The sequence below is a fragment of the Mesorhizobium sp. M1322 genome, assembly GCF_040318085.1.
Lineage (GTDB): Bacteria > Pseudomonadota > Alphaproteobacteria > Rhizobiales > Rhizobiaceae > Mesorhizobium.
The window spans coordinates 1-26,938 of record NZ_JAMYLP010000042.1 but is presented as its reverse complement, the minus strand read 5'-3'; the positions used below and the strand labels follow the sequence as shown (position 1 = coordinate 26,938).

Here is a 26,938-nt window from a genome sequence, read left to right as displayed (position 1 = left end):
GCTTGACTACTTCGCCGGTTGTGACCTGCCTGGCACACGCGCGATGTCTTGCGTGGTGGATTCAACCAGCGCTGATGAGTGAGCCCATGTGGTTTTGTGCATCTTCCATCACCGCGGCCCAAGGCCGTTCCCGTTTCGAGACCAGCACTGCGGACGGATAGTAGGGTGTGCGATCGCCCTCGACCGGCCAGGAACGTTTGAACCCATCACCAAGAATGAAGACCGACGGGATGCCGAGCGCGCCGGCCAGATGCGCCCCGGTATTGCTGATGGTTACCACGGCGTCCATCGCGGCAACCTGCGCCGCGAAAAGGTCCATGTCGACGAGTTGGTCGATTGATCCGTCATGGAGAATACGCGCGAGCTCGCCATCGGTCAGGATCTTCAGGTCGGACGCGACCTGGCCATATTGCAGCGAAACGAACCGGAGGTCCGGGCGGCTGAGAAGCCCGCGCCATGCCGTAAGTGGCGGCAGGTCTTTGCCGGGATTGGAGCTGCCCCATGCGATGCCGACCAACGGCCGGCCATCCTTCCGATAGCGCGCACGAAGTTCAGCGACCCGGGCCGGATCCGGCTTCAGGGGGACAAAATTCTTCCGGATCGCGGTCTCATCTGTCTCGAATACGGCCGTCAGATGCTGAACGCCCGCAAAGGCCTGGGCTTCACCGTAGGCGGCCTTGGTGCCGGGACCGACCGCTCGCACATCGGCGGCGGGAAATGTCCGCTGAAAGAGCGGCACCAACCGATGCTCGACCAGGACGATCAAACGAGCGGCCCGGGCGAGCGCACGGCCGACGGAACTCGCATGGTGGATCGCGGTGGCCAGCCCCTGCTTTTCGGTCTCCATCAGATCGACGAGCAGGGTCTGGTCCGAGATATCCTGGCCGAGCCATTCGCCGTTGACGTGGCCCTCAACGATGTGGCGCCGGGCGATCTTGAGCTCGGCCGCCGGGCCGTAGGCGCCCATACGCATCAGCGCCTTGCTGAGTTCGTCGAGCAGGCGAACCTCGCCCCGCGACTTGGCAATCGACCCCAGAGCCAGCGCTTTCGGCAGCGCTGCCGGCCAATCGCGCGCCTCAACGCTTCGCCGATAATCCGCCATCTGATCGGCAATGTCGCCCTCACGCCAGCGAAGGAAAAGCTGCCGCCGGTGGCGACGGAACCAGACCTTGTAGTTGTAGCCTGCAAGCGCGACACCGCGGCGGAACCGGCGAAGGAATTGGCTACCGGCCATCATCAACTCCATCGATGATTTGTGTAACCCGTTTGCCTGCTTCCTGCATTGCAGACCCCCATGCCTGGCCACCCTTTCGAACCAGCCGAATGTTCGGATATGTGGCTACCGTCTCGCCGAAGGCAGGCCACGACAGCCGAAACCCATCGTCGAGCATGACGACAGTCGGAACGCCAAGCGCTCCCGCCAGATTGGCGCCGGTATTGCTGATCGTCACCACCGCATCGAGCGCCGCGATTTGCGCGGCAAAGCGGTCCATATCCGACAACTGGTCGACGGAAGCGTCATGAATAATGCGTCCAGGCGCCCAGTGTTCGAATTCGGAGAGCGCTGGCCCGACGTCACCATATTGCACACTGATGAGACGTCCCGGCAGATTGCCGAGCAACGCCTGCCAATCATCCAGAGCCGGCAGATCCTTGCTCTTGTTCAAGCTTCCCCAGGCGAAGCCGATCAGAGGCCCCGGGCCACGATCGAGATAGCTGCGGCGTAACTCGGCGACCAGTCGGCGGTCCGGCTCCAACGGAGTGAACGGCGCGCGTGCTGCCGGCTCATCCGGCCAGAAGTGCTTCGCCAGTGTCTCAAAGCAGGCGAAGACATCGGCGTCCATCGCCGCCACCTCCTCTTCTCCTTCTAGCCTGACATCGAGCGCAGGATATGTTCTGCGGTAAAGTGGCGCCAATCGCGGCTCGACAAAGACGGTGCATCGGTCGGCAGCTGCAATCGCCGGGCCAAGCAGCGATGCGAACTGGAGGAAGATTGCAAGATCGCCTTCGCGCCGCTCGACGGCAAGCCGGCGACCCGCAAGATCACTGCCATCCCATTCGGGCCGGCCCGGCACTTGCTTGCTCGACGCAATCAGCTGCCAGGCACGATTCCCGCCGCCGAGACGTCTCAGTCCACGCCCGGCTTTTTTGACAAGCCCGGGATCGCCAAGCTGCTCACCGAGCAGGCCGAGTGCCAGCGCATGATCCCGGGCCGCCTGCCAGTCACGCCGCTCGACACTCTGCGCCATCAGGCTCATATGCCGTTCGACGCTTTCGTCAGCATGGCGCGAGGGACGCCTAAAAAACTTCTTCGCCCGATCGAGAACCTTCTGCAGCCGCTTGCCGTCAACACCTTGCGGGCGCAGGTCGGCGGCTTTTGCCTTCTCAAGGATGGATCGTCTGCTCGCCACGGCGACCCTCAACTATCGCTAGACAGCGTCGAACGCGCCGTCAGAATCGACGAGAGGCGCTGGCCGACGTCGTCGAGCACCACCGGCCACGCGCGTCCTTCCTTGCGCATGACGACGCCGTTCGGATACCAGGGCGTTCGATCGCCAATCACTGGCCACGCTGTCTGAAAATTGTCGTCGATCAGGAAAATAGTCGGCACGCCGAGTGCTCCGGATAGATGGGCCGCCGTATTGCTGATCGTTACGACGGCATCGAGCGCGGCGACCTGCGCCGCGAAACGGTCCATATCAACCATCTGGTCGACACTATCGTCATAGATAAGCCGCGCATCATTGCCGTTGCGCAGGCGCCGTAGCGCCGGCTTGATCTGTCCGTACTGGAGGGAAACGAACGTCGCGTGTGTCCGGGCGATAAAGCGTGCCCATTCGGGGAAATCAGGCACGTCCTTGGTGTGGGATTTGCTGCCCCAGGACAGACCCACCAGCGGCAGATCCGTCATCGAGCGATAGTGCTTGCGGAATGTCTGGACGAGTTCAGGATTTGCCCGCAGCGGCACGAAATCGGCGGCAAGTCTTTCGGCATCGCGGCCGAAAACCCAAGCGAGATTTTCGAAGGTCGCAAATTTGTCACCAACGACATTCTGCTGCGCTGGAACCACGGTCGCATTCGGGAACGTCCGCTGCAGCAGCGATACGAGACGCGGCTCGACCCGAATTGTCGCGCTTTGCGCACATCCAGCGGCGGCGCCGGCTAGTCGCGCATGGCGGATAACCCGGCCAAGACTGCGAGGGTCATCCTCTACAAGATCGATCAGCAGTCTATCCGAACCGAGGTCTTCTCCAGTCCACTCATCGACACCTTTCCCTTTTCGTTGCCGGCGAGCGGAAAGCCGAAGCTCGGCCGCCCGCGCGAAGTTGCCCAGCCGTTCGAACGCCTGGCCTGCCTTCTGCATCATTTCAGGGTCGCGGGCACGATCGGCCATGATGGCCATTTCATTGGTACTTGCTTCAAGACCTGTCCAGTCCCTGCGCGCGATCAGCGCGTCGACCTTGGCCTGCTGCTCAAGAACGGAACGGGGTTTGGAACCGGTAAACAGCCTCCGCACGGCCTTTGTATATCGGCGCAACCGCAGGCCCAATCCACCAATCACGTACCGGATATAGGAACCGTGGTAAAAGCTGGTCATCGGCCTTCAGCGCGATACGCTCTGCCGCAGCGTTTTGCCGCCTTCAACGATCGGAGCGGATGCTTCCAGATGGAAGATCGAGCGATAGATTTCGCTGCGCTCGGCAAGCTCGTCGTGAGTCCCGGAGTCCGCGAGCATGCCAGCATCAAATACCAGAATACGATCGGCCGCCTTGATCGTTGAAAGCCTGTGCGCAATGCAGATCACAGTGCGCTGAAATGCATCGTCGAAGGCAGCCTCCATGACCGCCCGTTCGTTTTCGCCGTCAAGCGCGGATGTTGCTTCATCGTAGACAATCACCGGAGCATTTTTGAGCAGGGCGCGCGCGATGGCAACGCGTTGTTTCTGTCCGCCCGATAGATTGGTACCGCTCGGCCCGACAAGCGTGTCGAGCCCGTTTTCCAGGTTAGAGGCAAAGCTGGTGACCCGGGCGAGATCCGCCGCGGACTCGATCTCCCGATCCGTGGCGTTCGGGCGTCCGTCACGAATGTTGTCACGGATCGAGCCTTCGAACAGGAAGACGTCCTGTGACACCAGTGCGATATTGTCGCGAACGTCGGAGAGGCTGATCTTCGAAATATCCTTTCCGTCGAGGAGAATCCTGCCCTTGTCCGGCTCCATCAGGCGCAGGACAAGATTGACGATGGTTGTCTTGCCGGCGCCGGAGCGGCCGACGATCGCCAGCTTCTCACGAGGTCGCACCTCGAAGGAAACACCATGCAGCGCCGGGCTGTTGCCGCCATAGGTGAAGGCGACATCTTCAAAACGGATGCTGCCCTCGACGTCGGTGAGATGTTCGCCCGCGGTTGCGAGTTGTCGCTGTTCGGGGGTATCGATCAAATCATACATCTGCTCGACGGCCACCATTTGCTTCTGGATGTCGACATTGACCCGGGCGAGCCGCTTGACGGGCTCATAGGCAAGCATAAAGGCGGTTATGAAGCCCATGAATTCGCCCGGCGTCTTGCCGTTACCGAGGGTCTGCCAACTGGCATACATAACGAAAAGGCCGATGATGAAACCGCCGCCGGTCTCCATCAACGGACTCATCAACGCCGATGTCCGGTTGATCTGGATGCCGCGCCTTTCCATCTTGCCGACGGCCTTTGCGAAGCTGGCGGCTGCCTTGTCTTCGAGTTGGAAGGACTTGATGGTGCGGATGCCTTCGACGGCTTCCGTGCCGATCGACTGGACCAGTGCAGCCAACTCCGTCTCACCCCTTGCCAGCGCCTTGAGCTTCCTGGTTATGGCGCCCACCGATAGGAACAGCAGCGGTAGAACCGTCACGGATATCAGCGACATCACCGGATCCTGCTTGACCATGACGCTTGCCAGGGCAATCAGCTTGAGCACATCGGAGACAGAGCTGCTTGTGAGGGTGAGAATAACGGCGGCCCCGGCGCGCGCGTTGAACATGATTTTGGAGACGAATTTCGCCGGATGCTGGTTGGCGAACCGGCCGATGTCGAAACGCACCATTCGGGAAAACTGCCGATTTTGAAGGTCCGAAACGATAGCCCGGCGAATCTTCCCCGTCGTAATAGTCTGGCAGTAGTCAGCGATCCCTTTGATCAGGAAAATGCCGATGATCACGAGGCTGATACCCCATGCGGCGGCAGCGTTCCGATCCACATAAATGGTATTGATCATGACACTCATGATCCAAGCCGTTGCGCCGGTCGCCGCCGCAGCGGCGATCGAACACAGCAAGCCTGTCAAATACAGCGTCTTATGCGGTGGCAGGTTTTCGACGATCAGGCGCTTGACCGGCGGATACGTCAGGGCCGCTGAAATTCGTTTCTTTGCGCTCATTCCGTTTCCCGATGCGATGTATCGTTTTCTGACGACCCTCGCTCCTGCCGATCCATGAAAATTTTCTCGGCGCCGTCACACATGCGCCAAACTGATACCTGACGTCTGACTTCGTTCGAAGTTATAGTCAATCTTGAATCCTCCTGATTGCGGCTAGCGGCGAAGCGGACTAAGTGTCGGGCATTGCTGTCGGCGGCCGGCTATGAAGATCATGGAGCCATTGTGACATTGCTAGAGCGAGTTCGACGAAAGTATCTTCGGCTCCGCCACCAACTCGGATACATTAAACCTATTCGTTTGATGGCATCGAACAAACCAAACACGAAGTATGACGACTTTGCCAGTTCTGGCACCATAACAATCCGCAAAACTTCAATATTCACTTCTGACGATATATTCTTCACGATGGGGAGTTGCTTCGCGCAGGAAATTCGACGTGCATTGACAAGCAGGCATATCGCATGCGTTCCGTCTTACAGAAATATCAGCTTCGACCCGACACAGGCCATTGTAGATGAGCTGCCTCGGCAGGAGCATATGAACTTCTACAACACATTCACTGTTCGCCTTCAGGTCGAGCAAATGCTTGGCTTGTGGGATCAGGCCGATGACGACTGGTGGCAGGTCAAGAAACGTGCTCCTTGGGGCCCAATCTGCTTTCAGGACCCGTACCGCCGCGGCATCTTCGCCAAATCTCCGGAAGTTCTCAAAGAGGTGATCGAGAGCATGAACCGAGAGATGCGGGTTGGCTTTGATGCAGCCACGGCATTCATATTCACCTTCGGAATGACTGAGGTCTTCATCAACAGGGCCAGTGGCAAAGTAGCAGCACAGAAACCGCTTTATCGTGGCGGAGGCGGAATGCAGGAAACGACGCTTCACGTCAGCAGCTTCCAGGAAAACTACGCCAACGTGATGGCGACCGTGGACATGGTCCGTCAACACAAACCCGATGCACCGATAATTCTCACAGTCTCACCGGTTGCATTGGCTCGCACGTTTCAAGACGTGGATGTCGTCACCGCGAGCACTGAAGGCAAATCCGTTCTTCGGGCTGTGCTTGGTCAAGTCTGCCGGGAACGGGACAATGTCCATTACCTTCCCTCGTTCGAGTTTGTCACCTATAGAGGCCTTGCTCGTAGCTATCGAGAGGACTTACGGCACGTAAAGATATCAGTCGTCGACGAGATTGTTGAACAGTTCTTCAATGCGTTCTTTTCGCCGTCGTCGCCGTAGCCGCAGCCATTCAGCGCTAGCTTGCCTTTACGACGATCGCCTGCCCCGTTGGAAGCTCGATGATGCCTTCCGGGCGGTTTTCGAAGAATTGGTCAAATGCCTTTCGGGCTCCAGGACAGAGCGCAGAGCCGTAGTCGTCACAGATGATCATGCCATTCGCGCACACCCGATCGTAGAAGAAGGCAAGCGCGTCACGTGTCGGCTCGTATAGATCGACGTCAATATGGACCAGGGCGAAACGCCGGTCGGATACGCTGGAAAAAGTGTCTGGTATCCATCCCACATGAAAAGTGGTGTTGCTGAAGTCGGAAATATTCTCTCTGGCTATCTTCTCGTCGGTGCTGAGATCGCCGGACTTCCATGGCGTTCGGCCGTTTAGCTTGCGATCCTCTGCGGTTGGTTCGGAGAGGCCAGCGAACGAGTCGAAAAGGTGGTATTGCCGGGGCCGAAGATCGCTCATCAGCATGAATATCGTCGACCGGCCTTGCCTGACGCCGCATTCGGCCACATCGCCATCGATGCGCTCGATCGATCGCAAGCAGCTTTGCAGGACGAAAGCCCGGGGATCTGGGATCCCGCGGATGTCTTTGACCCGCTGCAGCGCCTTTCGGAAAAACGGCTGGTCCTTCCAGACCATATGACTGGAATAAACATAGAAGCCGTATTTGTCGGCCTTCTTCTGAGAGACCTTATACCAAGCCACGCCTCTGCGTTTTTTCGAAATAACAGCAAGTGCCGCGTCTCTCAATTTCATCTGTATCCTCCAGCATTTCGATATGTTCACAAAACGGGCAGAAGAGAAAGCTCTGCCGGCATCAGACGCGGAATGAAATCGAGTTCCCGGCTGAAGGACATTGGCTTATCGAGCGCCGCAAGGAAGCGCTCAGAGTGCTCGTAATAAGAGCCAGCGCCGAGAATGGAACTCCCATGGAGTGCGACTGAAGATCACGGGTCACGTGCCTAGCCCCAGGCAGGAAGTAGTCGATCCCAGGCGGACTGTCTGAGTTAACGCATTGCCCGGCTGGCGCTGCGCGCGCCGCAAGTGACGGCGCCTGCGGCAGATGCCCATCGAAAAGCTCAGGCTCGTCATCGCGCTTGGCGGCGGCAGGCAGCCCTCAACATCGATCGCTGGCGGAGGAAGGCCACAGGTCTCAACACAGCGAGAACGGCTGGCTGGCGCATTCCCGCCATTCTCGAGCAAGGCGCGGGTGCGCCAGGTATTGTTCAGTCGCAAATCGAGAGGTTCAGTCGACTGCCCCGACCAGAACATCGGGGTGTTCAAGTATCGCGACCCAGCGCCCGCTATGCGTGGACGATTGCCTTTTTAGGAATCTATATCCAGTTTCCGACCAAAGCTTCACATCGTCGCTGAGATTGTCGAGCACATAGTCGCCTTTGTCGGTCTTGACTGTCAGCACTGCGTGCCCCTCGCCGTCCTTCTTTCTGACGACGGTGATCAGAAGGTTCGAGAGCGATATGCCCTCCAAATTGAGCATCTGACGCTTAAGCAGGACGTAGTCCTCGCAGTCGCCGATCGCGCTAACAGGATAGGACCAAAATTCCATCGTGCCGTGAACGGCAAAATCACTCACGGGCTTGATCGATCCATTCACCAGCTTGTTGACGGACGCGAGCTTGTTTTCCATGCCTCTGCTCAAAAGGACTGGAGGGACCCTGCCCGATCGTATCCTGCATTCTGCGGCCTGCCTTCGGCAGAATTCCATGTAGCCGACCGGGATGGAACTCCGCTGCCCGATGGCCATGGCACCAGGCACCGCATCCGCCGAAGCTTTCTCCATCGGCGTCGCGGACATCATCAAGCCCAACAATAGGCCGGCACACAGCCATGCCCTCGGTATCACCAATCCCATTCGCCCCGCCCAAGGTAACGACCCGAAACAATCTTTAATATCGCGTTACCATCTTTTCATGGGCACATCAACGCAGCCGTCACAAATTTACAGCGACGTCGCCATCGCCAAACGTGGACAGGCGGCCGAGATAAAATTGTAGCCAAATTTGTCGAAGCGACCGAAGTCCAAGAGCTACGGGGCTCTCGCGTAGATTCACATACATTCGGATACGTTTCGATGGCACCCGGGCAAACCTCCGCGACAGACGTGGCGTAAGTTTCAATAGTGAGCAGGAAGCCTCGTCATAGTGACGGGACGGAAAGCCGACAGCGATTTCGCAAGCAGGAGTCCATAGCGCGCGAGCCGCCGATTGGCCGGTCTGCTCATTCGAAGAAAGGAAAATACGATGAACAAGCCCTTCTTGCCATGTCGACGGGAGTCTCGCTCGCTGCCAATCAAAACCCGGATCGCGATCCCACCCGCGGATTTGCTACTAGCGTCGACAACGGCGAAATGACGTTGGACACCAGTCATACGGCTTCCTTGCCTCAGCCCGTGGTAGCCCCCAAAGAAGAACAACCACAGCCCGGCAAGGTCCTCAGGGTCGTGCACCGTGGGCGGGCCGTTAACATACTGACCTTGTCCTCCCATGGAAAAATGTCCAATCACCCGCCATGCAACGAGGGTGGTTGGACAGGGGAGCGCAAGAAATCCTGCTGCCATGGATGAATTGAATGTCTCAAGCGCTGCGATCGGTTCCGCTTCAACCTCACCGAATGAGCCCATATCCCAGGTCAGAACTCCCACGGAGAAAACAACTTGAGACCGGTCGTGCCGAAGTCACCCAAATTCCGCGTCGCCAAGCGGCCACCATTCACCTTTGAGATTGCAGCAATCATGCCGTCGGGCGCTGACATCCCCCGGCCCTGCCGCACGGCAGTACCCATGATTTCCCCGTAGGCCATCGCGGCTTCCTCGGTCAGCCCGAAGATCCGATCAGCAAACCGACGACGCCAATCCGAGAGCCCCTGCTCCAAACGCTCGGCACGCTGATCTGGTCGAATTTTCTGGATGCCGAAGGCGATCTCGGCAATCGTCACGGTCGGAAGCGCAAGTTCAGCGTCATGGCGGACCAACCATGCGATCACGGCAGGATCGGGCGACTTCTTCAACGTCTCGGAAATGACGTTTGTATCAAGGAAGATCAAAGCTCAGGTCCCGCATGAACCTGCCGATCATCCCGGATTACTGCTTCAAGGTCGATTTCGGTGCCATAAGCGCTAGCAATACGAGCGTAGAACGTCGATGCCGGCTCGCGACCTGCTTCCCGGACCTCGTAGGATTCCAGGGCACGCTCGACCACGTCGGCGATCGAGCGGTTCTCGCGTCGAGCAAGCCGGTGCGCAAGATCACGCGCCTTGGCGCTGCGTACGGAAAGCTGAGGTTCGGCCATATGGACTCCTTTGGCACAGATATAGCCCTTCATCGCACTGCTAGCAAGATGGCAGGTGATGGCTTGCTATCCGTGAGCTGGGCGAGGTCGTCTTCGCCGATATTGCCAAGCGGGCTCGGTTTATCTGAACGCCCTGACCAAGCAGCGACTACTACAGGAGATGAAGGCTGGCCCGCGACAACCTCTACATCCCGCCCTACTGGCGCTGATCAGTGATCTGCCGCCAGCGAAGATCGCAAGATGTATAGACAACCGGCCGCAACTGGTGTTCGCTTCCCGCATTCAATTTTCGGGAATGCAGGAACCGTAACGCCATGGATGCCGCTCCCTTGTTCGACCTGACGGGAAAAACGGCTCTGGTGACGGGCGCCAGCCGCGGCATCGGCCAGGCTATGGCGGAGGCGCTCTCCGCGGCTGGTGCCGACGTCGCGGTGACCGCCCGCGACGAAACATCGCTTCGTGAGACGGCGGACCGAATTAGCGCTAACGGGCGAAGATCGCTTTGCCGGTCTCTCGACGTGCTCGACACCGACCGTATCCGCGTGGTGGTCGACGATGTCGCGAATGGCTTTGGTGGGCTCGACATCCTAGTCAACAACGCCGGCTACGAACAAGTCCAGCCCTCGCTCGACGTGGACGAAGCAGTGTGGGACCGCATCGTATCGACCAATCTGAAGGGCGCCTTCTTCTGCGCGCAGGCTGCGGCGCGGCGGATGGCTGCCGACAAGAGCGGTGGCGCGATCATCAATCTTTGCTCACTGACCTCCTATGTCGGCATTCCGACCGCGGTGCCTTACGGTTCGTCCAAGTCTGGGCTCCTGGGCATGACGCGCGCGCTCGCCGCGGAATGGGCATCGCTCGGCATCCGCGTCAACGCCATCGCTCCGGGCTATTTCCATACGGCGATGACGGATGCCTTTTATCAGGATCCCGACTGGCAGACAGCGATGCTGGCCAAGATCCCGCAGCGGCGCTTCGGCACGATGCAGGATCTGGCCGGCGCCGTTGTGTTCCTTGCGAGCGGGGCTTCCGCCTATGTCACCGGGCATTGCCTCCCAGTCGACGGCGGCTACCTCGCATCCATCTGAGCGATTGAGGTTCGGTGCAATGAGGACCGTGTAGACCGATCTTGTATATGGTTGTATATACCACCTGACACGCTGGGTGTTCTTGCATGCGACTGGCGGCAAAAAGGGGAACCACAATGCAGGAGCCTTTCCGAGCCACAGCTTCGCGCGAAGCGGAAGGCGACAGGGAAATCGCGGTCACGGTCCGCAATGTCGGGATGGACTTCGATGGGGTTCATGCCGTCAAGAATGCGTCCTTCGATCTGCCGAAGGGCCGCTTCCTCACCATTCTCGGGCCCTCGGGGTCCGGCAAGACAACCCTCCTGCGCATGATCGCCGGGTTCCAGACCCCGAGCAGCGGCGAGATCTTCATCAACGGCGAAGCGGTGAGCGCAGTACCACCGCACAAGCGGTCGATCGGCATGGTCTTTCAGAGGCTTGCGTTGTTTCCACATATGACGGCGGCAGAGAATGTCGCCTTCCCGCTGAAGATGCGTCGGCGCGACGCACGCACCATTCCCGAACGCGTCGAGCGATATCTCGCGCTGGTCCGCCTCGGGGGCTACGGCGGCAGGCGCATTCACGAACTTTCCGGCGGACAGCAGCAGCGCGTCGCGATCGCGCGCGCTCTCGTGTTCGAGCCCGACCTGCTGCTTCTCGACGAGCCGCTGGCTGCACTCGACCGCAAGTTGCGCGAGGAAATGCAGCTCGAATTCCGCCGCATCCAGCGCGAGCTCGGCGTCACCACGATCAACGTCACCCATGACCAGCGCGAGGCGCTGGTGGTTTCCGACGACATCGTCGTCATGGATCAGGGCGAGATCCAGCAGAAGGCGCGGCCGATCCACACCTACCGTCAGCCCCGCAACGCCTTCGTCGCCAATTTCATCGGCGTCACCAACTTCATTGCCGGTACGGTACGGTCCGTATCGGAAGGGGGCGACGTCTCCATCCTTCGCGGTGCTCTGATGCTTGCCGGCAAGGTCGGCCATCCGGTCAATCCGCCCATCGAGGGCGGCAAGGCGTCGGGAGCGATCCGAGCAGAACAGATCCGTCTCGCCGGCGATGCTGCTCAGCTGTCGAAGCTCGATTGCGTGCTGGCCGGGACTGTCACCGACACAATCTTCGAAGGCGAGCGCATGGTCTACGAGGTAGCCTGCGCCGCGATTGGCGACGAGGTCATTCGCGTTTTCGACCATGATCCCGCCGCGCACACGCAGTTCGACATAGGCGAAAGCGTGTTCCTGGGGTGGAATGCCAGGGACATGCTTGTTTTTCGATAGAACCGGAAACCGGTCAAACCCAGAGGAGAATGCAGATGAAGCGCTTTAAGCCGACATTATCCCATCTTTCCCGCAGAACCTTCCTTCAAGCCACCACCGCGCTCGGCGGCGCCTCAGCGCTCGGCCTGCGCGGCGCCTATGCGCAGGAACCGGAAAAGCCGGCGGAGATCATCGTGCGCGCCTGGGGCGGCAGCTGGGTGGACAGCCTGAAGGCCGGCGTGTCCGACAGCTTCACCAAAATGACGGGGATTGCCGTCCGTCACGACCTGACCGAAGACAACGAGATCCAGCCAAAGGTCTGGGCAGCCGTGGCGCAGAACCGCGTCCCGCCGATCCACATCAACTGGGACACCACCACCAATGCCACGAAGTCGGCATTGCGCGGGGTCACGGAAGACCTCTCCGACCTGCCGAACCTCGCCAATGTGACGGACCTTGCCAAGCCGGCCGGCCTGGAAGGCTTCCCGATCGTCAACACCTACGGCTATGTCTATGTGCTCGCCTATCGGCCTGCGGCATTCCCGGACGGACCGCCGAAGTCCTGGAAAGACCTGCTCGACCCGAAGTTCAAGGGCCGGCTTGCCTTTTACAATGACGGCATCGGCTTCCATTTCCCAGCCCAGGTCGCCGGTGGCGGCAAGCTGGAGGACATACCCGGCAACATGCAGCCGGCTTGGGATTTCATCACAAAGATGAAGGCGCAGCAGCCGCTGCTCGGCGAAGATCCCGACTTCACCACCTGGTTCCAGAACGGCGAGATCGACGCCGCCTGCACCATCTCGACCAACGCCCGAGAGGCCCGCAAGAACGGCGTGAAAATCGAATGGGTCGTGCCGGAGGAGGGTGCGAAATTCGACACGGACGGTCTGTGGATTCCCAAGGGCCTGCCGGAGAACGAACTCTACTGGGCCAAGCAGTACATCAACCATGCGCTGACCAAGGAAGCCCAGCAGGTCTGGCTGGACGGCCTCGGTTTGCCGGGTGTGGTGCCGGGCCTCACACCGCCGAAGGATCTCTTGGGGGATCCGTCCTATCCGACCACCGAAGCGGATTTTAAGCGCCTCATCCGCATCTCGTCGAAGATCCAGGTCGAGAATGAGAGCGAGTGGTTTTCCAAGTTCAAGGCGATCATGCAGGGCTGACGCCGGTCGGCCGGTGCTGCGCTTGCGCGGCACCGGCTCCTTCACGATGTCGGTACGGATTTTTCATGCGGGCAACCAGGACAGCCTATCCCCTCAAATGGCGCATCATGGATGCGCTGGAAGGCGTTGCCGCCGCCATCTGGCCAGCGCGGTTCCGGCGCGCTACGCCCTATCTGATGCTGCTTCCGGCGGTGCTGCTGGTCGGACTGCTCGTGCTCGGTCTCATCCAGATCGCGGATGCGAGCCTGCGCACGCTCGACACCACCACCTTCCAGTTCTCGGACGACTACTCCATCGCCAATTTCCGCCGCGCACTGACGGAGCCGCTGTTCCTCGTTGTCGCGCAGCGCAGCCTCATCGCCGCCCTGATCGTCACCGCAGTGACGCTCGTCTTCGCCTTTCCCTACGCCTATCTGATGGTGCGCACGCGTTCGCCAGGATTGCGCAAATTCCTGCTAATTGCGCTGTTCCTGCCCTTCTTCATCGGCCAGGTGGTGCGTGCCTATGGCTGGCTGATCATCCTCGGCAATCAGGGCATGGTAAACGAGGCGCTCGGCCTTGTCGGGGTCGCCCCGATGCGGCTCATCTACAACTATCCCGCCGTGCTGTTCGGCCTCGTCCAATACATGCTGCCGTTTGCCGTGCTGATGCTCGCGCCGGCACTCACCGCCATTCCCGAAGAACTGGAGGCGGCCGCTGGATCGCTCGGCGCCAACTGGGTTCGCACGTTCATCCATGTCGTGTTGCCACTCGCTCGTCCGGGCTTCATCGGCGCCGGAGTGGTGGTGCTGACGCTTTCGCTAACCGATTTCGCAGTCCCCGCGATCCTTGGCGGCGGCTCGCAGGACTTCATCGCCAACGCCATCTACGATCAGTTCTTCCGAACGTCCGATCAGGGCCTCGGCGCGACGCTGGCACTTATGCTGGTCGCGCTCGGGTCAATCCTTGTCGGCCTCGTGTTCGCGCTGTTCGGAGCCGGAACGCTTGCGATGGGGAGGTCACGGGTGTGAGCGGCTCGCGCAGCAAATCCGTTGTCTTGTGGACCCTGGTTACGATCGCCCTGGTGACGCTTTCGGCGCCGACCATCGTCGTGCTCGGCGCTTCCTTCACCGGCGGCAACATCATCACGTTTCCGCCGGACGGGCTGTCGCTGCGGTGGTACGCGCGCATCTCGCAGGCCTCCGACCTGCGCAACGCTTTCCTGCGCACGCTCCATGTCGCAACGGTCTGTACGATCGTTGCCATTCCCGTGGGCACGCTGGCTGGCATCGCGCTGGCGAAATATGCGGTGCGTTTTGAGAAGACGATCCAGATCTATCTGCTGCTGCCCTTCACCATCCCGCTGATCGGATCGGGCATCGGCCTCATGCTGATTTTCGGCAACGCCGGCATTCTCGGCCAGCTCTGGCCGGTCGGCATCGCCTGCTGCGTCATCAACCTTCCCTTCATGATCTGGGCGGTCACGGCGAGTGCCACCGGACTTGACCCGGACCTGGAACTGGCCGCCGCCAACTGCGGCGCGCCGCCGCTCCAGGTGTTCTTCTCCGTCACCTTGCCGGCGGTTATGCCGGGGGTGATTACCGGCTCGCTGCTGATGTTCATCCTTGCGCTCAACGAGTTCCTGGTCAGCCTGCTGCTCGTCGATGCGCGCATCGTGACGCTGCCGGTGCTAATCTACAATTCCATCCGCTCGATCATCACACCGGACCTTGCGGCGATCTCCGTGGTCTTCATCGCCTGCTCGGCTGTCGCCATCTTCCTGCTCGACAGGCTGGTCGGGCTCGACATCTTCCTGAAATCGAAATGAGGAATGCCGGCCCGCCGGGTCGCGAAGGAAATCCTATGCCAAACGTATCGTTCCATGACTTGAGCCAGATCGACGCCGCTGGTCGTGCGGCGTTAATGCGACGCTCCGAGATCGACCTCTCCGGTTTTATGGAGAAGGCCGCACCGATCATCGAGGCGGTTCGAACGGAAGGCGACGCCGCGCTCGTCCGCTTCGCCCGCGACTTGGACAAGGCAGATCTCGATGCCGCGCGGCTGAAGGTCAGCCCCGCCGAGCTCGACGCCGCCTTCGGCATGGTGGATGAGGACGTGGTCGCCGCCATTCGCTTCGGCATCGACAACATCCGGCATTTCCACGAAGAGCAGAAGCCGGAAGCCATGTGGCTTAAGGAAATGCGGCCCGGCGCGTATGCCGGGGACCGCTTCACGCCGATCCGCTCGGTGGCGCTCTATGTCCCGCGCGGCAAGGGGGCGTTCCCTTCGGTGACAATGATGACCGCAGTGCCCGCCGTCGTGGCGGGCGTCCCGGAGCTTGCTATCATCACGCCGCCAGCGGCCGATGGTTCGGTGGACGCAGCGACACTGGTTGCGGCGCGCCTCGCTGGCGTCGAAACGGTCTACAAATGCGGCGGCGCGCAGGCGGTCGCAGCGGTCGCCTACGGTACAGAGACGATCAGGCCCGCGCTCAAGATCGTCGGTCCAGGCAGCCCTTGGGTCGTTGCGGCCAAGCGGCTGCTTGCGGGAGTCATCGATCCCGGCCTTCCCGCCGGTCCGTCCGAAGCGATCATTCTCGCCGACGACAGTGTGCATGGCGGGCTGGCCGCGCTCGACCTCCTGATCGAAGCGGAGCACGGGCCGGACTCGTCGGCCTATCTGGTTACCCACAGCCGCCGCGTGGCGGAGGAGGCACTGGCGGCGCTGCCTGAGCACTGGGCGCGCATGACCGAGCAGCGGGTAGCGTTCTCCACCGCGGTCCTGACCGGCGCCTGTGGCGGAATCGTGCTGACGGCGTCGATCGAGGAGAGCTACCGCTTCATCAACGACTATGCACCCGAGCATCTGGAGATCCTCTCCACCGATCCGTTCGCGCACCTTAGCCACATCACCGAAGCTGCCGAGATCCTGATGGGGCCGCACACGCCGGTTTCGATCGGCAATTTCGGGCTGGGTCCCAACGCCGTGCTGCCGACCAGCCGCTGGGCGCGTACCTGTGGACCGCTCTCGGTCACGGATTTCGTCAAGCGCTCTTCGATCGGCTACGTGACGGCGGCGGCCTATCCGGAATTCGCCCGCCATGCCCGCACATTTGCCCGCTACGAAGGCTTCTCCTCGCATGAACACGCCGTTTCCGACGTGCGCGACCGATATCTGGTGCGGTAGCGGATCATGAAGGCGGCCAGACTCCATGCGGCGGGCGATCTGCGGGTTGAGGATGTGCCGTCTCCCGGCGAACCAGCGCCTGGCTGGGTGCGGCTCAGGGTGACGGCCGCCGGCATCTGCGGCTCCGACCTCCACAATTTCCGCACCGGTCAGTGGATCAGCCGCGCGCCGAGCGTTGTTGGACATGAGTTCGCTGGCGAAGTGACTGCCGTGGGGGCCGGCGTGTCCCAGGTGGCCCTCGGAGACCGGGTCGTCGCTAATTCGCGTTTCTGGTGCGGCGAATGTCCTGCTTGCCGGGCCGGCCTGAATAATGTCTGTGCCACACTGGGCTTTGTAGGGGAGGTCTGCGACGGCGGCTTCGCGGAAGAGACAGAGCTGCCGGCGCGGCTGCTCATGCGCCATGACCCTGCGCTCGATCCCGCAATCGCCGCCATGGCGGAGCCGCTGGCGGTCGCCCTGCACGCAGTGCGGCGGCTGTCGGCGCCGGCCGGGGCGCCGGTGCTTATCGCCGGCTGCGGCCCGATTGGCGGGCTGGCGGCGCTGCTCCTGTCGCGGCGCAGCAAGAGACCGGTCCTCGTCGCCGACCGCAATGCGGCGCGTGCGGATCTTGTGGCCGAGGTGAGCGGCGCGACCGTCGTCGACCTGGACGCCGTGCCCTGTGATCCCAACCTGCGCCATGCTATCGACGCGACGGGAAACGTGACGGTGATGGCGCGGCTGCTCGATCTTTTGGCCGGCGGTGGCACGCTTGCGCTGGTCGGCATTTCGCATGGCCGCCTCGACCTCGACCCCAACCTCCTGGTCGAGCGCGAGATCACGCTTGTCGGCTGCCACGCCTTCGCCGACGAGCTTGCGCCGGCCGTAGGCATGCTTGGCGATCTCGCCCCGGCGCTGTCGCGTTTCGTGGCCGAAGAGATCGCGATCGATGAAATCCCCGCCGCCTACCAGCGCCTGATCGCAGGCGCCAGCGGCGGCCTGAAGACCATCGTCCGAATGGAGAGAGGGCGATGATCAAGCTTCCCGAAACCGCCGGACCGCTCTACGAAAAGGTCAAGGACTACGTGCTTGGCAACATCGGCAGCGGCAAATGGCCGAAGGACCGCAGGCTGCCTTCCGAAAACGAACTGGTCAGCACGCTCGGCGTCTCGCGCATGACCGTGCACCGGGCGCTGAGGGAACTGACCTCGGAAGGCCACCTCCTGCGCATCCAGGGCGTAGGCACCTTCGTGGCGCCGCCGAAACCGCAATCTGCCCTCATCGAAATCAGGAACATCGCCGGCGAGATCGCCGCGCGCGGTGGACGCCACAGGGCCGAGGTCCTCGTGCTCGAGAAGATCCGCGACCCGGCGCTGGACCTCATTGTCGCGTTCGAGTTCATGCGCCGCAGACCGGTCGCCCATTCGATCATCCTGCATTTCGAGGACGATGTGCCCGTCCAGCTTGAGGAACGCTTCGTCAATTCGGCTCTCGCACCGGACTACCACCGGCAAAATTTTGTCGCGACCACCACCTACGACTATCTGCAGCGGGCGACGCCGCTGACGGAAGTGGAGCACGTGATCTCGGCCGTCGCCGCCGACGAGATGGCCGCCGGCCGTTTGATGATCCGGCCAGGCGACCCCTGCCTGCTCCTGCATCGGCGGACCTGGTCAGGCGCGGCGGTCGCTACCGTCAACAAGCTCACCTATGTCGGCAGCCGCTATTCGCTGGGCAGCCGCTACGCGCCCTCGCCCGCATGAGCGGGGTCACGTAGCCAAGCCGGGCGGGGCACCCTATCGGCCCAACGGCTGCTTTGATAGGGAATCAGTTCCGCCTGCGCCGCCGTTTTTCTTGTTGACGCCGACCGGCTCAGGTTCTGGGTCAAGCCTGGCCGCCTGTCAAATTGCACCGGAGCGGCCAGACTGATTGGGAATGTCCGGGAAGCGGCCGACCGTTCAAACTGACCCGGGGACCACGAAAACCAGCCAGGCGATGACAGGACCGATGATGGCGATGAGCGCGCTGTAGATCAGCAACGTCTTCAGCACGCTCTCGCGCTCTTCTTCCCGGGCATTGGCGACGACCAGCGCACCGTTGGTCGAAAACGGACTGGTGTCAACGATGGTTGTGGAGATCGCGATCGCGGCAACCACCTATGGCACTGATCTGTCCCTGCAGGAGGAACGGCACGGCCAGTGGAATGATGGCTCCCAGCAATGCCGTGGACGAGGCGAATGCCGATACAATGGCGCCGGTGAAGCAGAGGAGGAGTGCAACCAGCAGCGGCATGCCCAGGCTCGAAATGCCGTGGGCGACGTAGTCGATCGTGCCGATCTTCTCCATCACGCCGACATAGGTGATGATGCCGGCGATCAGGAGCACCGTCGACCAGCTGACCTTGTCGATCGCTGCCTTTTGGGTCTTCGGCGAGAGGAGCGCGAGAGCGACCGCGACGGTGATCGCCACCAGGCCGACATTGAACTTGAGGACAAGTGCGCCGACCGCGAGCGCGGTTAGGCCGATCAATGTCATCAACCTTTCCGTCGTCAGGCCGGAAAGCGCCGACACATTTTTTGTCTGCTCCTCAAAGACGTGATGGCTGATCGGAGTAGCCGGCGTGCCACCGTGGCCGACGATTGACTGCGTCACGCCCTCGGGGTGGAGGTCAGGCAGCGGTCCCGACGTGACCGAATACTTACGCAGCACCTTCGAGCCGCCGAAGACGAAGAATACGAGGACGGCTATGGCCACGTTGAAGAAGAAACTGGAGAGAAACAATGATGTCGGCGCGAACGGCAGCCCGCCTTTTCGACGATCTGGTTGGTGATGCCGCCATAGACGCTGATCGGCGAAAAGCCGCCCGCCTGTGCACCGTGAATAACCATCAATCCCATCATGACCGGATTGATGCGGTACTGGAACGCAAAACCCAGCGCCACCAGGGCCAGGATGGCGACCGCCGCAGGTCCGAGCGCACCGAAGCCGGTGATGACGGCGGCGACCAGGAACATGACCCAGGGAATCCACGCCACATGTCCGCGCACCAGTTTGACCGCGCCCTCGACCAGCCAATCGATGGTACCGTTGATCTGGGCGATGGCGAACAGGTAGGTAATGCCGACCAGTGTCAGGAAGAGGTCGCTCGGGAAGCCAGCAAATATTTCCGCCGGCTTCATGGCCATGATGAGCGAGCCGACCAAAAAGGCGCATGCGATGCGAGTGCGCCCATATTGATCGGCTGGATGGTGGCGATCACGAACATGCCGACCAGCAGCGCGATCGACAGAATCTGGATGTTCATAGCTTCCTCCCTCGGGAAACGCCTTCAGGCGCCCGTTCTAATTTTCCATCGGTTCGTAGATCAGCCTGCGTTGGTCTCGCTCCCAATCACCAACGCAGGGCAGTCAGCGCCTGCTAGGAGGCGGGCATGTAAAGGTTGCTGAACCGGTAGCGCAGAAGGTTCTTCTGCACCTTTCCCATGGTATTGCGCGGAAGGTCCTCGGCGAAGATCACCCGTTTCGGCTGCTTGTAGCGCGCGAGGCGGTCGCGCAGCGCGTTGAGCACGGCCTTTTCGTCCATTGTGGCACCGGGCTTGAGCACCACGATGGCCGTGACCCCCTCCCCGAAATCCGGATGTGCAATGCCGATGACCGCACTCTCGGCGACACCGTCGAGTTGATCGATCTCACCCTCGACTTCCTTCGGGTAGATATTATAGCCGCCGGAGATCACCAGGTCCTTGTCGCGGCCGACGATGTGGAGATAGCCCGCCTCATCGATCTTGCCGAGGTCGCCGCTGATGAAATAGCCGTCCTTGGTGAACTCCGCCGCAGTCTTTTCAGGCATCCGCCAATAACCTTTGAAAACGTTCGGGCCCTTGATCTCGATCATGCCGGTTTCGCCTGGTCCGAGCGTCTCGCCCGTGGCCGGATCGGTGACCCTCACCGACACGCCCGGGAGTGGGAAACCGACTGTCCCTGCCCTTCGCTCGCCGTCATAGGGGTTTGAGGTGTTCATGTTGGTTTCGGTCATGCCGTAGCGTTCGAGAATGGCGTGACCGGTGCGCTGCTTGAATGCGGCGTGCGTTTCAGCGAGCAGCGGCGCCGAGCCGGAGATGAACAGCCGAATGTTGGCGACCGTCTCCCGGTTCAGGCCCTCATGCTGAAGCAACCGGACATAGAAGGTCGGCACGCCCATCATCAGCGTCGCCCGCGACATCAGAGGAAGGATTTCGTCAGGCTCGAACTTTGGCAGCAGAAACATCGAGGCGCCGGAAACCAGCGTGACATTGGTCGCCACGAAGAGCCCATGCGTGTGAAAAATCGGCAGCGCGTGGATCAGCCGGTCGGCTGCGGTCACGTGCCAGCATTCGCGCAGTGCTAATGCATTGGACAAAAGGTTGTCGTGCGTCAGCATTGCGCCCTTGGAACGGCCGGTGGTCCCAGATGTGTACAGGATCGCGGCGAGATCGTCAGGCGCGCGCGCCGCGTCGAGAAAATCGGCAGACTCGTCCCTGACCAACTCCATGAGCGACCCGGCGCCGTCCGCATCGAGCGTTTCGACAATCGCGCCGTGGCCGTGCGCGATCCTTTCGACATCAGCTCGCGACTTCGAGGAGACGATGACGAGCCGCGGTTCGGCGTCACCGATAAAATAGTCGAGTTCAGCCAGCGTATAGGCGGTATTCAGCGGCAAATAGATCGCCCCGCAGCGCACGCATGCGAGATAGAGCATCAGAACCAGCGGGCTCTTGTCCACCTGGACCGCGACGCGGTCGCCTGGGCGAACGCCGAGCACATCAATTGCGCTGGCGATCTGTCCGGAGAGCCGCAGCGCATCTCCATAGGTCCAACGCTGACCATCAATAGTCTCGATGAAAATCGACTCGCCTGACTTGGCGGATGCTCGCATGGCGTCGAACAGGTGATTGCTCATTGAACTCCTCCCAATTTGCTTATTAGGTTTTCTGCATTTCGGTGCGGCGTCGACGAACCGGGGCGTCAATACTGGTGTCGGTCGAAGCGGTTGCCGCCAGTTTTCTCACCTCCGGCGAAGCAGCGATCTCGCCATGTTGCGCCAAGGCTTCGTGGTTCGCCTCGATGTCGTCCAACTTGTAAAAGTAGTTGACCATCAAGCCGTGGGACTGCCGCATCGCCTTGGCGGAGCGATCGGCGAGGAAGTTCAGCCGTTCAAGGCGAGCGCCGTTGCCCAAATGAAAACGCGCCACAGGATCGACCGGCCGTCTGCCGGTGGCACGTTCCTTGACGAAATAGCGTGCGGCGAGCGGGAGGAGCACAGCTTCAACGACCCGTGCCTTCTGCGGATTGTCCGCCCAGCTCGGATCGTCCAGCAGCTCGAGCGTCTTGAGGGCCTGATCATCGAGGCTCGCATCGGTTGCCTTGCGCAGTCTTGCTAGCCAGCCAGCGAAACCCGGAACCGGCGACAGCGTCACGAAGGTCTTCAAGCCCGGCAGGTCGCGGCGCAAATCCTCCACCACCTGCTTGATCAGAAAGTTCCCGAAAGAGATGCCGCGCAGTCCGTCCTGGCAGTTCGAGATCGAATAGAAGACAGCGGTGGTGGCGTCCTGGGCCGTGATCGGCGAACGGTTTACGTCGAGCACATCAGCGATTGCAGAGGGAATCGGCTTGGTGAGCGCAACCTCAACGAAGATCAGCGGATCGTCTGCGAGACGCGGGTGGAAGAACGCAAAGCACCTGCGGTCGGCTGGAGCTAGCCTCCGCCGCAGTTCCTCCCAGCCGGCGATTTCATGCACAGCCTCGTATCTGATGATCTTCTCCAGGATGTCGGCTGGCGTCGACCAGTCGATCGGACGCAGGGTCAGAAAACCGCGGTTGAACCATGAGCCGAACAGGTGGGCGAAGTCGGCATCGAACGGCGCGAAACGGTTCCGTCGCATCCTTCATGGCTAATAGGCGCTCGCGCATCTCCACCAGTCTTGCCGTGCCTTTGGGGGCCAGGTTGAGTCTGCGCACCAGTTCCTGGCGACGCGGCTCGGCGGCCTGGTGCAGTTCGATGACGGCGTCCGAACTCCTGTCGCTGCGGTAGCGCTCGAGGGCTTTGTCAAGCTTGGCGATGTCTGGGCCGAACTGTTCGTGCAGCATACGCACGAAGTCTTGGTGACCGGCCGTGTCCAGTGGGCCCAGCGCTGAAGGACCTCGGCGGCCAATGCCATGCCCGAGGCTTCGCCCCGGCTCGACAAAAGCATGTCGCAGAGTGTTTCGATATTCGTCTCGGCTTGGACCGGCTCGCTGCGCGCCCCTGCCGCAAGCAACCTGCGGCCGCGATCGGTGATGCTTTGCACCATATCGCTGAAGAACGAGATGCCGGCCATGTCGAGTCCTCCTGGCAAAGTCGAAATCGGCGCAAGCAGACCTTCCACGCGGTCTCGACGCGTGCTGGTGCTCGGATGCGTCCAGCGATTTGTGTGCGACTTGCCTTTTATGGTATCGTTTTTAAACGTCATTGTACGCAAAGTCAACGTTCTTGCATACAAGATTTATCATGCTGCATTGGAAGGCCCAAGAAATGTCGGAGAATGTCGTTCAGCGCCTACGTGACGAGATTGAAAACGGCATAATCTCGAACGACTTCGCCCCCGGTGCGCGGCTGGACGAGGTGCAATTGGCAACACGCTTCGGCGTGTCGAGAACGCCGGTGCGCGAGGCGCTGATGCAGTTGAACGCAATCGGGCTGGTAGAGATCCGGCCGCGCCGGGGTGCCGTGGTGATCGACCCGGGACCGCACCGCATTTTCGAAATGTTTGAGGTGATGGCGGAACTTGAAGGTTTGGCCGGTTCGCTGGCTGCGCGACGGTTCACCGATGCCGATCGCACAACCATCCTGGCCGCGCATGCAGATTGCGAGCGTTCGTCTTCGGCCGGCAACAGCGACGCCTACTATTACGATAACGAACGCTTTCACAAAGCTATCTACGCTGGCAGCCACAGCGGTTTTCTGGCCGAGCAGTGCGTCGCACTGCATCGCCGTCTGCAGCCCTATAGGCGTCTCCAACTGCGCGTGCGCAACCGCGTTGCCACGTCGTTCGCCGAGCATGACGCGATCGTGGAAGCAATCCTCGCCGGCGACGCGGAGCAGGCGCGCACGCTCCTGCGCCAACATGTCAGCATCCAGGGCGAACGTTTCAGCGATCTTGTAGCGACGCTGGCGAGCAGATAGTCCGTCGCAAGTCGAGCCTCTCGCCGCCGCCTCAATGAAGCCAAGCGGCATGCCGAGGCCGGCATGCCAGCGGGCGTGCATTTGAGCAAGCGGGCGTTCGCCCCGTTCGGCGTGGTGATCGAACTGTAGGAGCGAGGCCTAGCCGAAGGCATCCTGCGAAAGCGTGACGTGCGCGACAGGCAACAACTCGACAGCAACCCTCGGAGTTTGACGAGCAAGGCAGCCTGACAAGCGGGCGTTACTCAAAACGTCCGGAAATCCCGTGTAGCAGCCGCCTGCTACCAGCAAAGCAAATTTTGGCGCTATCTGATATGAATGGCGAACTTCGCCGAGGCGGTGTAGGGTTCACCTCAAAAGAAGAATTGAGCCGTAGAAACGGCGACGCGGAGCGAATCTGGGAGGATTCATGATCGAGATTATCTCCAAGCGGGATGGCCCGCGGCGCGAGGACGCACAAGTCAAAAGACTGATCGAGCAGAACCGCTCGACCATCGTCCGCCTTGCCGACCAGATCAGCGGTGGCGGCTATTCAGCTTCGCGAAAGCCACGCCAGCAACCCAAGGCGGAAGGCCTGATCATCCATGTCGGTGGCGGCGCGGCACCGGTGGCCGAGGCCAAGCCGTCCATCCAAGTCACCATGAACGGCCGGGTCATTTCGAAGGATCGGAATACAGGCCGTCAACTTCATCACATCGGCGATATCCGCGACCGCGGCGGCGACCAAGTCTTCGTGCTGGCAACAAAGCAGAATGGCTTCTTCTCGCCGGTTGACGAAATCGTTGCCAAGGCGCTTGCCGACATGGACGGATCCCGCCTCGCTGCCAACTATACCGAAGAACAGCTTGCCTTCGACATCGGCGCGAAACTCGGCATCAACTGATCAGGCCGACGCCTAGGCGTGCTTCTTCACGTCCAACTCGCGGCAGCCTACGAACACGACAGCATACAGAAATGGCATACCTCAAAGGTTCTGTGATGACTGAATGAAACGCGAGATAGCCCCCAACCAGATGAAAATCGATGCCCGTCCGGCGCGTACTTCGCTGGCCACCGGCCAAATGGCTCTGAGCAACATCGACTATGACGAGCGTGCCACCATGCGCGCCTGGGAAAGTTTTCTGGCTGACGAGCCCAAATGCGCCGGCGATCCTGTCCACCCAAGCCACGTCCGCTCCCTCATTCACGATTCCTGGTATCGCAGTGCCACCGGCGGCATCAACGCCCAAGGCGTTGAAGCGCCGCTGAGCAGTGATCGCGACGCAATCGAATATCTGACTCGGGCCAATGCAGAACTGCTTTCGGCGGCGCGGCGGTCGTTTGCCTCCCTTGGCCAGTTACTGGACGGGACCGGCGCGATGCTGGTTCTGGCCGACAGCGACGGCGTGCTGATCGACGCCATCGGCGACAAGAAGACGCTGCATGACGGCATGGATATCCACCTCGCCATTGGCGGCAAATGGAACGAGGATGCCGTCGGGACGAACGGCATCGGTACGGCGCTGTGGACCGGCGAGCCGACTTTCGTGCATGCGGCCGAGCATTTCTGCGCCGGCATCAAGTCCTGGACCTGCGCCGGCGCGCCCATTCGCGACTCGCTGGACGGCAAGATCATCGGTGTGGTCGACCTGTCAGGCTATTCGCCGATCTTCAGGCCGCACAACACCGCGCTCGTCGCCGCGACAGCCCGGCAGATCGAAAAGGCATTGGCCGAACAGCAGCAGGAACAGCGCACGCGCCTGCTCGAAGCTTTCATTTCATCGGCTCCCGGCTACCGCCGAAAAGACGGGCTGGTAATCGTCGACCACCGCGGTCGTGCCATCTTCTGCAACAATGTGCCTGATGGCGAGGCCACTGAGATGATGGACGGCCCGATGGAGCCAGGCCGTGGCCGCTGGCTGATGAACCTTCCGTCCTCCGGCTCCGAAGCCGACCTTACCAGGGCGCTGCCGGCCCATCTGCGATCCTGCCATATCACCCCGCTCAAGCTCGATGGCGACCTCCGCGGCGCAGCGCTGGTGTTCCCCTCCGTGCCGGCAGCCTCCAGTGCGGCGGTGGTCTACCGGGAAGTCAACAAGCATCTTCAAGATGCTGTCGCCATGATCGTCGGCGAAAGCGAAGCTCTGCATGCCGCCATCGACGTCGCCTGCCGCGTCGCCCGGTCGAGCAGCGTAACATCGCTGTTGGTCGAAGGTGAAACAGGGGTCGGGAAAGAGCTTTTTGCGCGGCTTGTCCATGCCGGCAGCCGGCGCACGGCGAACGATCCGTTCATCGCCATGAATTGCGGGGCGATCACCAGGGACCTGTTCGGCAGCGAGTTGTTCGGCCATGTCGCCGGCGCCTTTACCGGCGCCTCGCGTGAAGGCAAACCGGGGGTTTTCGAGCTCGCCCATGGCGGCGTCCTCAGTCTCGACGAGATCGGCGAATTGCCGCTCGAGATCCAGCCGTTTCTGCTGCGTGTCCTGGAAGAGCGCGTGGTCAACCGCATTGGCGACAGCCGGGGCCGCCCGGTGGATGTGCGCCTGGTCGCCTCGACCAATCGCGATCTCAAGCACGAAATTGCCGCAGGCCGATTCCGCCGCGATCTCTACTATCGAATTGGCGCGGTTTCGATCACTGTTCCACCACTGCGCGAGCGCGGCGAGGATGTGCTGCTGCTAGTCGAACATTTCAACCGGCAGATCGCCACCGCAGCGGGCGAGGACCTGCTGGAATTTTCGCAAGAAGCGCTCGATGCCCTGCTCGCCTATCATTGGCCGGGCAATGTACGCGAACTGAAGAACCTCATCGGGCGGTTGCATGTCCTGGCGCGGGGCCGAGATATCGGGCTTTACGACCTTCCTGAGGAGATCACCGCGTCCGGCTCTGGATTGGAAGCCGGATCGAACATCAGTGCAGCGACCCCGCAGGACGGAGGCACGCTCGTCGAGGCGGAACGCCAGGCGATGAAGAAGGCCTTGGCCGCGGAAGGCGGCAACCTCAGCCGGGTCGCGCGACGGCTCGGCATCTCCCGGCCAACGCTCTACCGCAAGCTCGAGCAATACGGCATCCGCCGCGGTTTCCTCTAGGTGGTGTGGACTCTTAGGATTCCCTTTTTGACCGTAGCATGATTCAAGACTGCTTTTGGAGGCAGCCTTGGGTGTAATGGATCGGTTG

At 61.1% G+C, this 26,938-nt stretch carries 23 protein-coding genes and 2 pseudogenes; 14 read left to right on the top strand and 11 right to left on the bottom strand.

The features are described 5' to 3' along the window. Window positions 1-61: 61 nt before the first annotated feature. The 4 genes from NKH12_RS17045 to NKH12_RS17030 form a co-directional block, all read right to left on the bottom strand. Window positions 62-967 carry a glycosyltransferase family 9 protein gene (locus NKH12_RS17045; RefSeq protein ID WP_352954199.1) on the bottom strand — a complete coding sequence of 302 codons (906 nt, stop codon included), beginning with the start codon at window positions 965-967 and terminating at the stop codon, window positions 62-64. Between the two features lie 256 nt (window positions 968-1,223). Beyond that, on the bottom strand, window positions 1,224-2,411 hold the full coding sequence (locus tag NKH12_RS17040; RefSeq protein WP_352954198.1) for a hypothetical protein: 1,188 nt from the start codon (window positions 2,409-2,411) through the stop codon (window positions 1,224-1,226). Window positions 2,412-2,419: 8 nt separating this feature from the next. Further along, window positions 2,420-3,598, bottom strand: a complete 1,179-nt coding sequence (locus NKH12_RS17035; protein WP_352954197.1) for a hypothetical protein — start codon at window positions 3,596-3,598, stop codon at window positions 2,420-2,422. Between the two features lie 6 nt (window positions 3,599-3,604). Beyond that, entirely contained in the window at window positions 3,605-5,257 is a 1,653-nt protein-coding gene (locus NKH12_RS17030) for an ABC transporter ATP-binding protein (protein WP_352954215.1), read from the bottom strand. On the opposite strand from NKH12_RS17030, the gene NKH12_RS17025 reads away from it, so the two are divergent. Next, entirely contained in the window at window positions 5,235-5,468 is a 234-nt protein-coding gene (locus NKH12_RS17025) for a hypothetical protein (RefSeq protein WP_352954218.1), read from the top strand. The genes NKH12_RS17030 and NKH12_RS17025 overlap by 23 nt on opposite strands. 242 nt (window positions 5,469-5,710) lie before the next feature. Beyond that, window positions 5,711-6,646, top strand: coding sequence for a GSCFA domain-containing protein (locus NKH12_RS17020; protein WP_352954196.1), 936 nt, complete (start codon window positions 5,711-5,713; stop codon window positions 6,644-6,646). A 16-nt stretch (window positions 6,647-6,662) separates the two neighbouring features. Here NKH12_RS17020 and NKH12_RS17015 read toward each other — a convergent pair whose 3' ends face one another. Next, a complete protein-coding gene (locus tag NKH12_RS17015) occupies window positions 6,663-7,400 on the bottom strand; it encodes a TylF/MycF/NovP-related O-methyltransferase (RefSeq protein WP_352954195.1) in 738 nt (245 codons plus the stop codon). 490 nt (window positions 7,401-7,890) lie between these two features. Then, window positions 7,891-8,409: a transglutaminase-like cysteine peptidase gene (locus tag NKH12_RS17010; RefSeq protein ID WP_352954194.1), complete on the bottom strand. Its 519-nt coding sequence runs from the start codon at window positions 8,407-8,409 to the stop codon at window positions 7,891-7,893. Between NKH12_RS17010 and NKH12_RS17005 the strand changes: the two genes are divergently transcribed. Next, complete coding sequence (locus NKH12_RS17005) at window positions 8,402-8,659, top strand: hypothetical protein (RefSeq protein WP_352954193.1); 258 nt, start codon at window positions 8,402-8,404, stop codon at window positions 8,657-8,659. The genes NKH12_RS17010 and NKH12_RS17005 overlap by 8 nt on opposite strands. Before the next feature lie 634 nt (window positions 8,660-9,293). Here the strand turns inward: NKH12_RS17005 and NKH12_RS17000 are convergent. Both NKH12_RS17000 and NKH12_RS16995 read right to left on the bottom strand, forming a co-directional pair. Next, on the bottom strand, window positions 9,294-9,707 hold the full coding sequence (locus NKH12_RS17000; protein WP_352954192.1) for a type II toxin-antitoxin system VapC family toxin: 414 nt from the start codon (window positions 9,705-9,707) through the stop codon (window positions 9,294-9,296). Beyond that, entirely contained in the window at window positions 9,704-9,952 is a 249-nt protein-coding gene (locus NKH12_RS16995; protein WP_352954191.1) for a plasmid stabilization protein, read from the bottom strand. Before NKH12_RS16995 ends, NKH12_RS17000 begins: the two co-directional genes overlap by 4 nt. Before the next feature lie 314 nt (window positions 9,953-10,266). Here NKH12_RS16995 and NKH12_RS16990 point away from each other — a divergent pair, with 314 nt between their 5' ends. The 8 genes from NKH12_RS16990 to hutC all read left to right on the top strand — a co-directional run bounded on the left by NKH12_RS16990 (window position 10,267) and on the right by hutC (window position 18,348). Next, complete coding sequence (locus tag NKH12_RS16990) at window positions 10,267-11,040, top strand: SDR family NAD(P)-dependent oxidoreductase (RefSeq protein WP_352954190.1); 774 nt, start codon at window positions 10,267-10,269, stop codon at window positions 11,038-11,040. A 116-nt stretch (window positions 11,041-11,156) separates the two neighbouring features. Then, window positions 11,157-12,302 carry an ABC transporter ATP-binding protein gene (locus NKH12_RS16985; protein ID WP_352954189.1) on the top strand — a complete coding sequence of 382 codons (1,146 nt, stop codon included), beginning with the start codon at window positions 11,157-11,159 and terminating at the stop codon, window positions 12,300-12,302. A 35-nt stretch (window positions 12,303-12,337) separates the two neighbouring features. Continuing rightward, window positions 12,338-13,444, top strand: a complete 1,107-nt coding sequence (locus NKH12_RS16980) for an ABC transporter substrate-binding protein (protein ID WP_352954188.1) — start codon at window positions 12,338-12,340, stop codon at window positions 13,442-13,444. A 65-nt stretch (window positions 13,445-13,509) separates the two neighbouring features. Further along, the gene (locus NKH12_RS16975; RefSeq protein WP_352954187.1) at window positions 13,510-14,454 is read left to right on the top strand and encodes an ABC transporter permease; all 945 of its coding nucleotides are present in this window, start codon (window positions 13,510-13,512) and stop codon (window positions 14,452-14,454) included. Further along, window positions 14,451-15,251 carry an ABC transporter permease gene (locus tag NKH12_RS16970; protein ID WP_287098327.1) on the top strand — a complete coding sequence of 267 codons (801 nt, stop codon included), beginning with the start codon at window positions 14,451-14,453 and terminating at the stop codon, window positions 15,249-15,251. The genes NKH12_RS16975 and NKH12_RS16970 overlap by 4 nt, the downstream gene beginning before the upstream one ends. A gap of 35 nt (window positions 15,252-15,286) precedes the next feature. Next, window positions 15,287-16,609, top strand: a complete 1,323-nt coding sequence (hisD, locus tag NKH12_RS16965) for a histidinol dehydrogenase (protein WP_352954186.1) — start codon at window positions 15,287-15,289, stop codon at window positions 16,607-16,609. A 6-nt stretch (window positions 16,610-16,615) separates the two neighbouring features. After that, entirely contained in the window at window positions 16,616-17,620 is a 1,005-nt protein-coding gene (locus NKH12_RS16960; protein WP_352954185.1) for a zinc-dependent alcohol dehydrogenase, read from the top strand. Beyond that, window positions 17,617-18,348, top strand: a complete 732-nt coding sequence (hutC, locus tag NKH12_RS16955; protein WP_352954184.1) for a histidine utilization transcriptional repressor HutC — start codon at window positions 17,617-17,619, stop codon at window positions 18,346-18,348. Before NKH12_RS16960 ends, hutC begins: the two co-directional genes overlap by 4 nt. 195 nt (window positions 18,349-18,543) lie before the next feature. Here hutC and NKH12_RS16950 read toward each other — a convergent pair. The 3 genes and pseudogenes from NKH12_RS16950 to NKH12_RS16940 all read right to left on the bottom strand — a co-directional run bounded on the left by NKH12_RS16950 (window position 18,544) and on the right by NKH12_RS16940 (window position 22,940). Next, window positions 18,544-19,889: pseudogene (locus NKH12_RS16950) on the bottom strand (SLC13 family permease). Between the two features lie 113 nt (window positions 19,890-20,002). Next, window positions 20,003-21,523, bottom strand: a complete 1,521-nt coding sequence (locus NKH12_RS16945; RefSeq protein ID WP_352954183.1) for a malonate--CoA ligase — start codon at window positions 21,521-21,523, stop codon at window positions 20,003-20,005. A 22-nt stretch (window positions 21,524-21,545) separates the two neighbouring features. Continuing rightward, a pseudogene (locus tag NKH12_RS16940) lies at window positions 21,546-22,940 on the bottom strand (malonyl-CoA decarboxylase). A gap of 194 nt (window positions 22,941-23,134) precedes the next feature. On the opposite strand from NKH12_RS16940, the gene NKH12_RS16935 reads away from it, so the two are divergent. The 3 genes from NKH12_RS16935 to NKH12_RS16925 all read left to right on the top strand — a co-directional run bounded on the left by NKH12_RS16935 (window position 23,135) and on the right by NKH12_RS16925 (window position 26,850). Continuing rightward, a complete protein-coding gene (locus NKH12_RS16935; RefSeq protein ID WP_352954214.1) occupies window positions 23,135-23,785 on the top strand; it encodes a GntR family transcriptional regulator in 651 nt (216 codons plus the stop codon). Between the two features lie 406 nt (window positions 23,786-24,191). After that, on the top strand, window positions 24,192-24,665 hold the full coding sequence (locus NKH12_RS16930; protein WP_352954182.1) for a hypothetical protein: 474 nt from the start codon (window positions 24,192-24,194) through the stop codon (window positions 24,663-24,665). Window positions 24,666-24,768: 103 nt separating this feature from the next. After that, a complete protein-coding gene (locus tag NKH12_RS16925) occupies window positions 24,769-26,850 on the top strand; it encodes a sigma-54-dependent Fis family transcriptional regulator (protein WP_352954181.1) in 2,082 nt (693 codons plus the stop codon). Window positions 26,851-26,938 lie beyond the last annotated feature (88 nt).

What these genes read in the sequence shown, in the direction of transcription:
- NKH12_RS16985 (WP_352954189.1), top strand. Translation starts at nt 11,157, where the DNA reads ATGCAGGAGCCTTTCCGAGCCACAGCTTCGCGCGAAGCGGAAGGCGAC.
- NKH12_RS17045 (WP_352954199.1), bottom strand. Translation starts at nt 967, where the DNA reads ATGGGCGCCTACGGCCCGGCGGCCGAGCTCAAGATCGCCCGGCGCCAC.
- NKH12_RS16975 (WP_352954187.1), top strand. Translation starts at nt 13,510, where the DNA reads ATGCGGGCAACCAGGACAGCCTATCCCCTCAAATGGCGCATCATGGAT.
- NKH12_RS17015 (WP_352954195.1), bottom strand. Translation starts at nt 7,400, where the DNA reads ATGAAATTGAGAGACGCGGCACTTGCTGTTATTTCGAAAAAACGCAGA.
- NKH12_RS16980 (WP_352954188.1), top strand. Translation starts at nt 12,338, where the DNA reads ATGAAGCGCTTTAAGCCGACATTATCCCATCTTTCCCGCAGAACCTTC.
- NKH12_RS17025 (WP_352954218.1), top strand. Translation starts at nt 5,235, where the DNA reads ATGGTATTGATCATGACACTCATGATCCAAGCCGTTGCGCCGGTCGCC.
- NKH12_RS17035 (WP_352954197.1), bottom strand. Translation starts at nt 3,598, where the DNA reads ATGACCAGCTTTTACCACGGTTCCTATATCCGGTACGTGATTGGTGGA.
- NKH12_RS17020 (WP_352954196.1), top strand. Translation starts at nt 5,711, where the DNA reads ATGGCATCGAACAAACCAAACACGAAGTATGACGACTTTGCCAGTTCT.
- NKH12_RS17030 (WP_352954215.1), bottom strand. Translation starts at nt 5,257, where the DNA reads ATGAGTGTCATGATCAATACCATTTATGTGGATCGGAACGCTGCCGCC.
- NKH12_RS16945 (WP_352954183.1), bottom strand. Translation starts at nt 21,523, where the DNA reads ATGAGCAATCACCTGTTCGACGCCATGCGAGCATCCGCCAAGTCAGGC.
- NKH12_RS17005 (WP_352954193.1), top strand. Translation starts at nt 8,402, where the DNA reads ATGGCCATGGCACCAGGCACCGCATCCGCCGAAGCTTTCTCCATCGGC.
- NKH12_RS16935 (WP_352954214.1), top strand. Translation starts at nt 23,135, where the DNA reads ATGTCGGAGAATGTCGTTCAGCGCCTACGTGACGAGATTGAAAACGGC.
- NKH12_RS17010 (WP_352954194.1), bottom strand. Translation starts at nt 8,409, where the DNA reads ATGGCCATCGGGCAGCGGAGTTCCATCCCGGTCGGCTACATGGAATTC.
- NKH12_RS16960 (WP_352954185.1), top strand. Translation starts at nt 16,616, where the DNA reads ATGAAGGCGGCCAGACTCCATGCGGCGGGCGATCTGCGGGTTGAGGAT.
- NKH12_RS16925 (WP_352954181.1), top strand. Translation starts at nt 24,769, where the DNA reads ATGAAACGCGAGATAGCCCCCAACCAGATGAAAATCGATGCCCGTCCG.
- NKH12_RS16990 (WP_352954190.1), top strand. Translation starts at nt 10,267, where the DNA reads ATGGATGCCGCTCCCTTGTTCGACCTGACGGGAAAAACGGCTCTGGTG.
- NKH12_RS16995 (WP_352954191.1), bottom strand. Translation starts at nt 9,952, where the DNA reads ATGGCCGAACCTCAGCTTTCCGTACGCAGCGCCAAGGCGCGTGATCTT.
- hisD (WP_352954186.1), top strand. Translation starts at nt 15,287, where the DNA reads ATGCCAAACGTATCGTTCCATGACTTGAGCCAGATCGACGCCGCTGGT.
- NKH12_RS16930 (WP_352954182.1), top strand. Translation starts at nt 24,192, where the DNA reads ATGATCGAGATTATCTCCAAGCGGGATGGCCCGCGGCGCGAGGACGCA.
- hutC (WP_352954184.1), top strand. Translation starts at nt 17,617, where the DNA reads ATGATCAAGCTTCCCGAAACCGCCGGACCGCTCTACGAAAAGGTCAAG.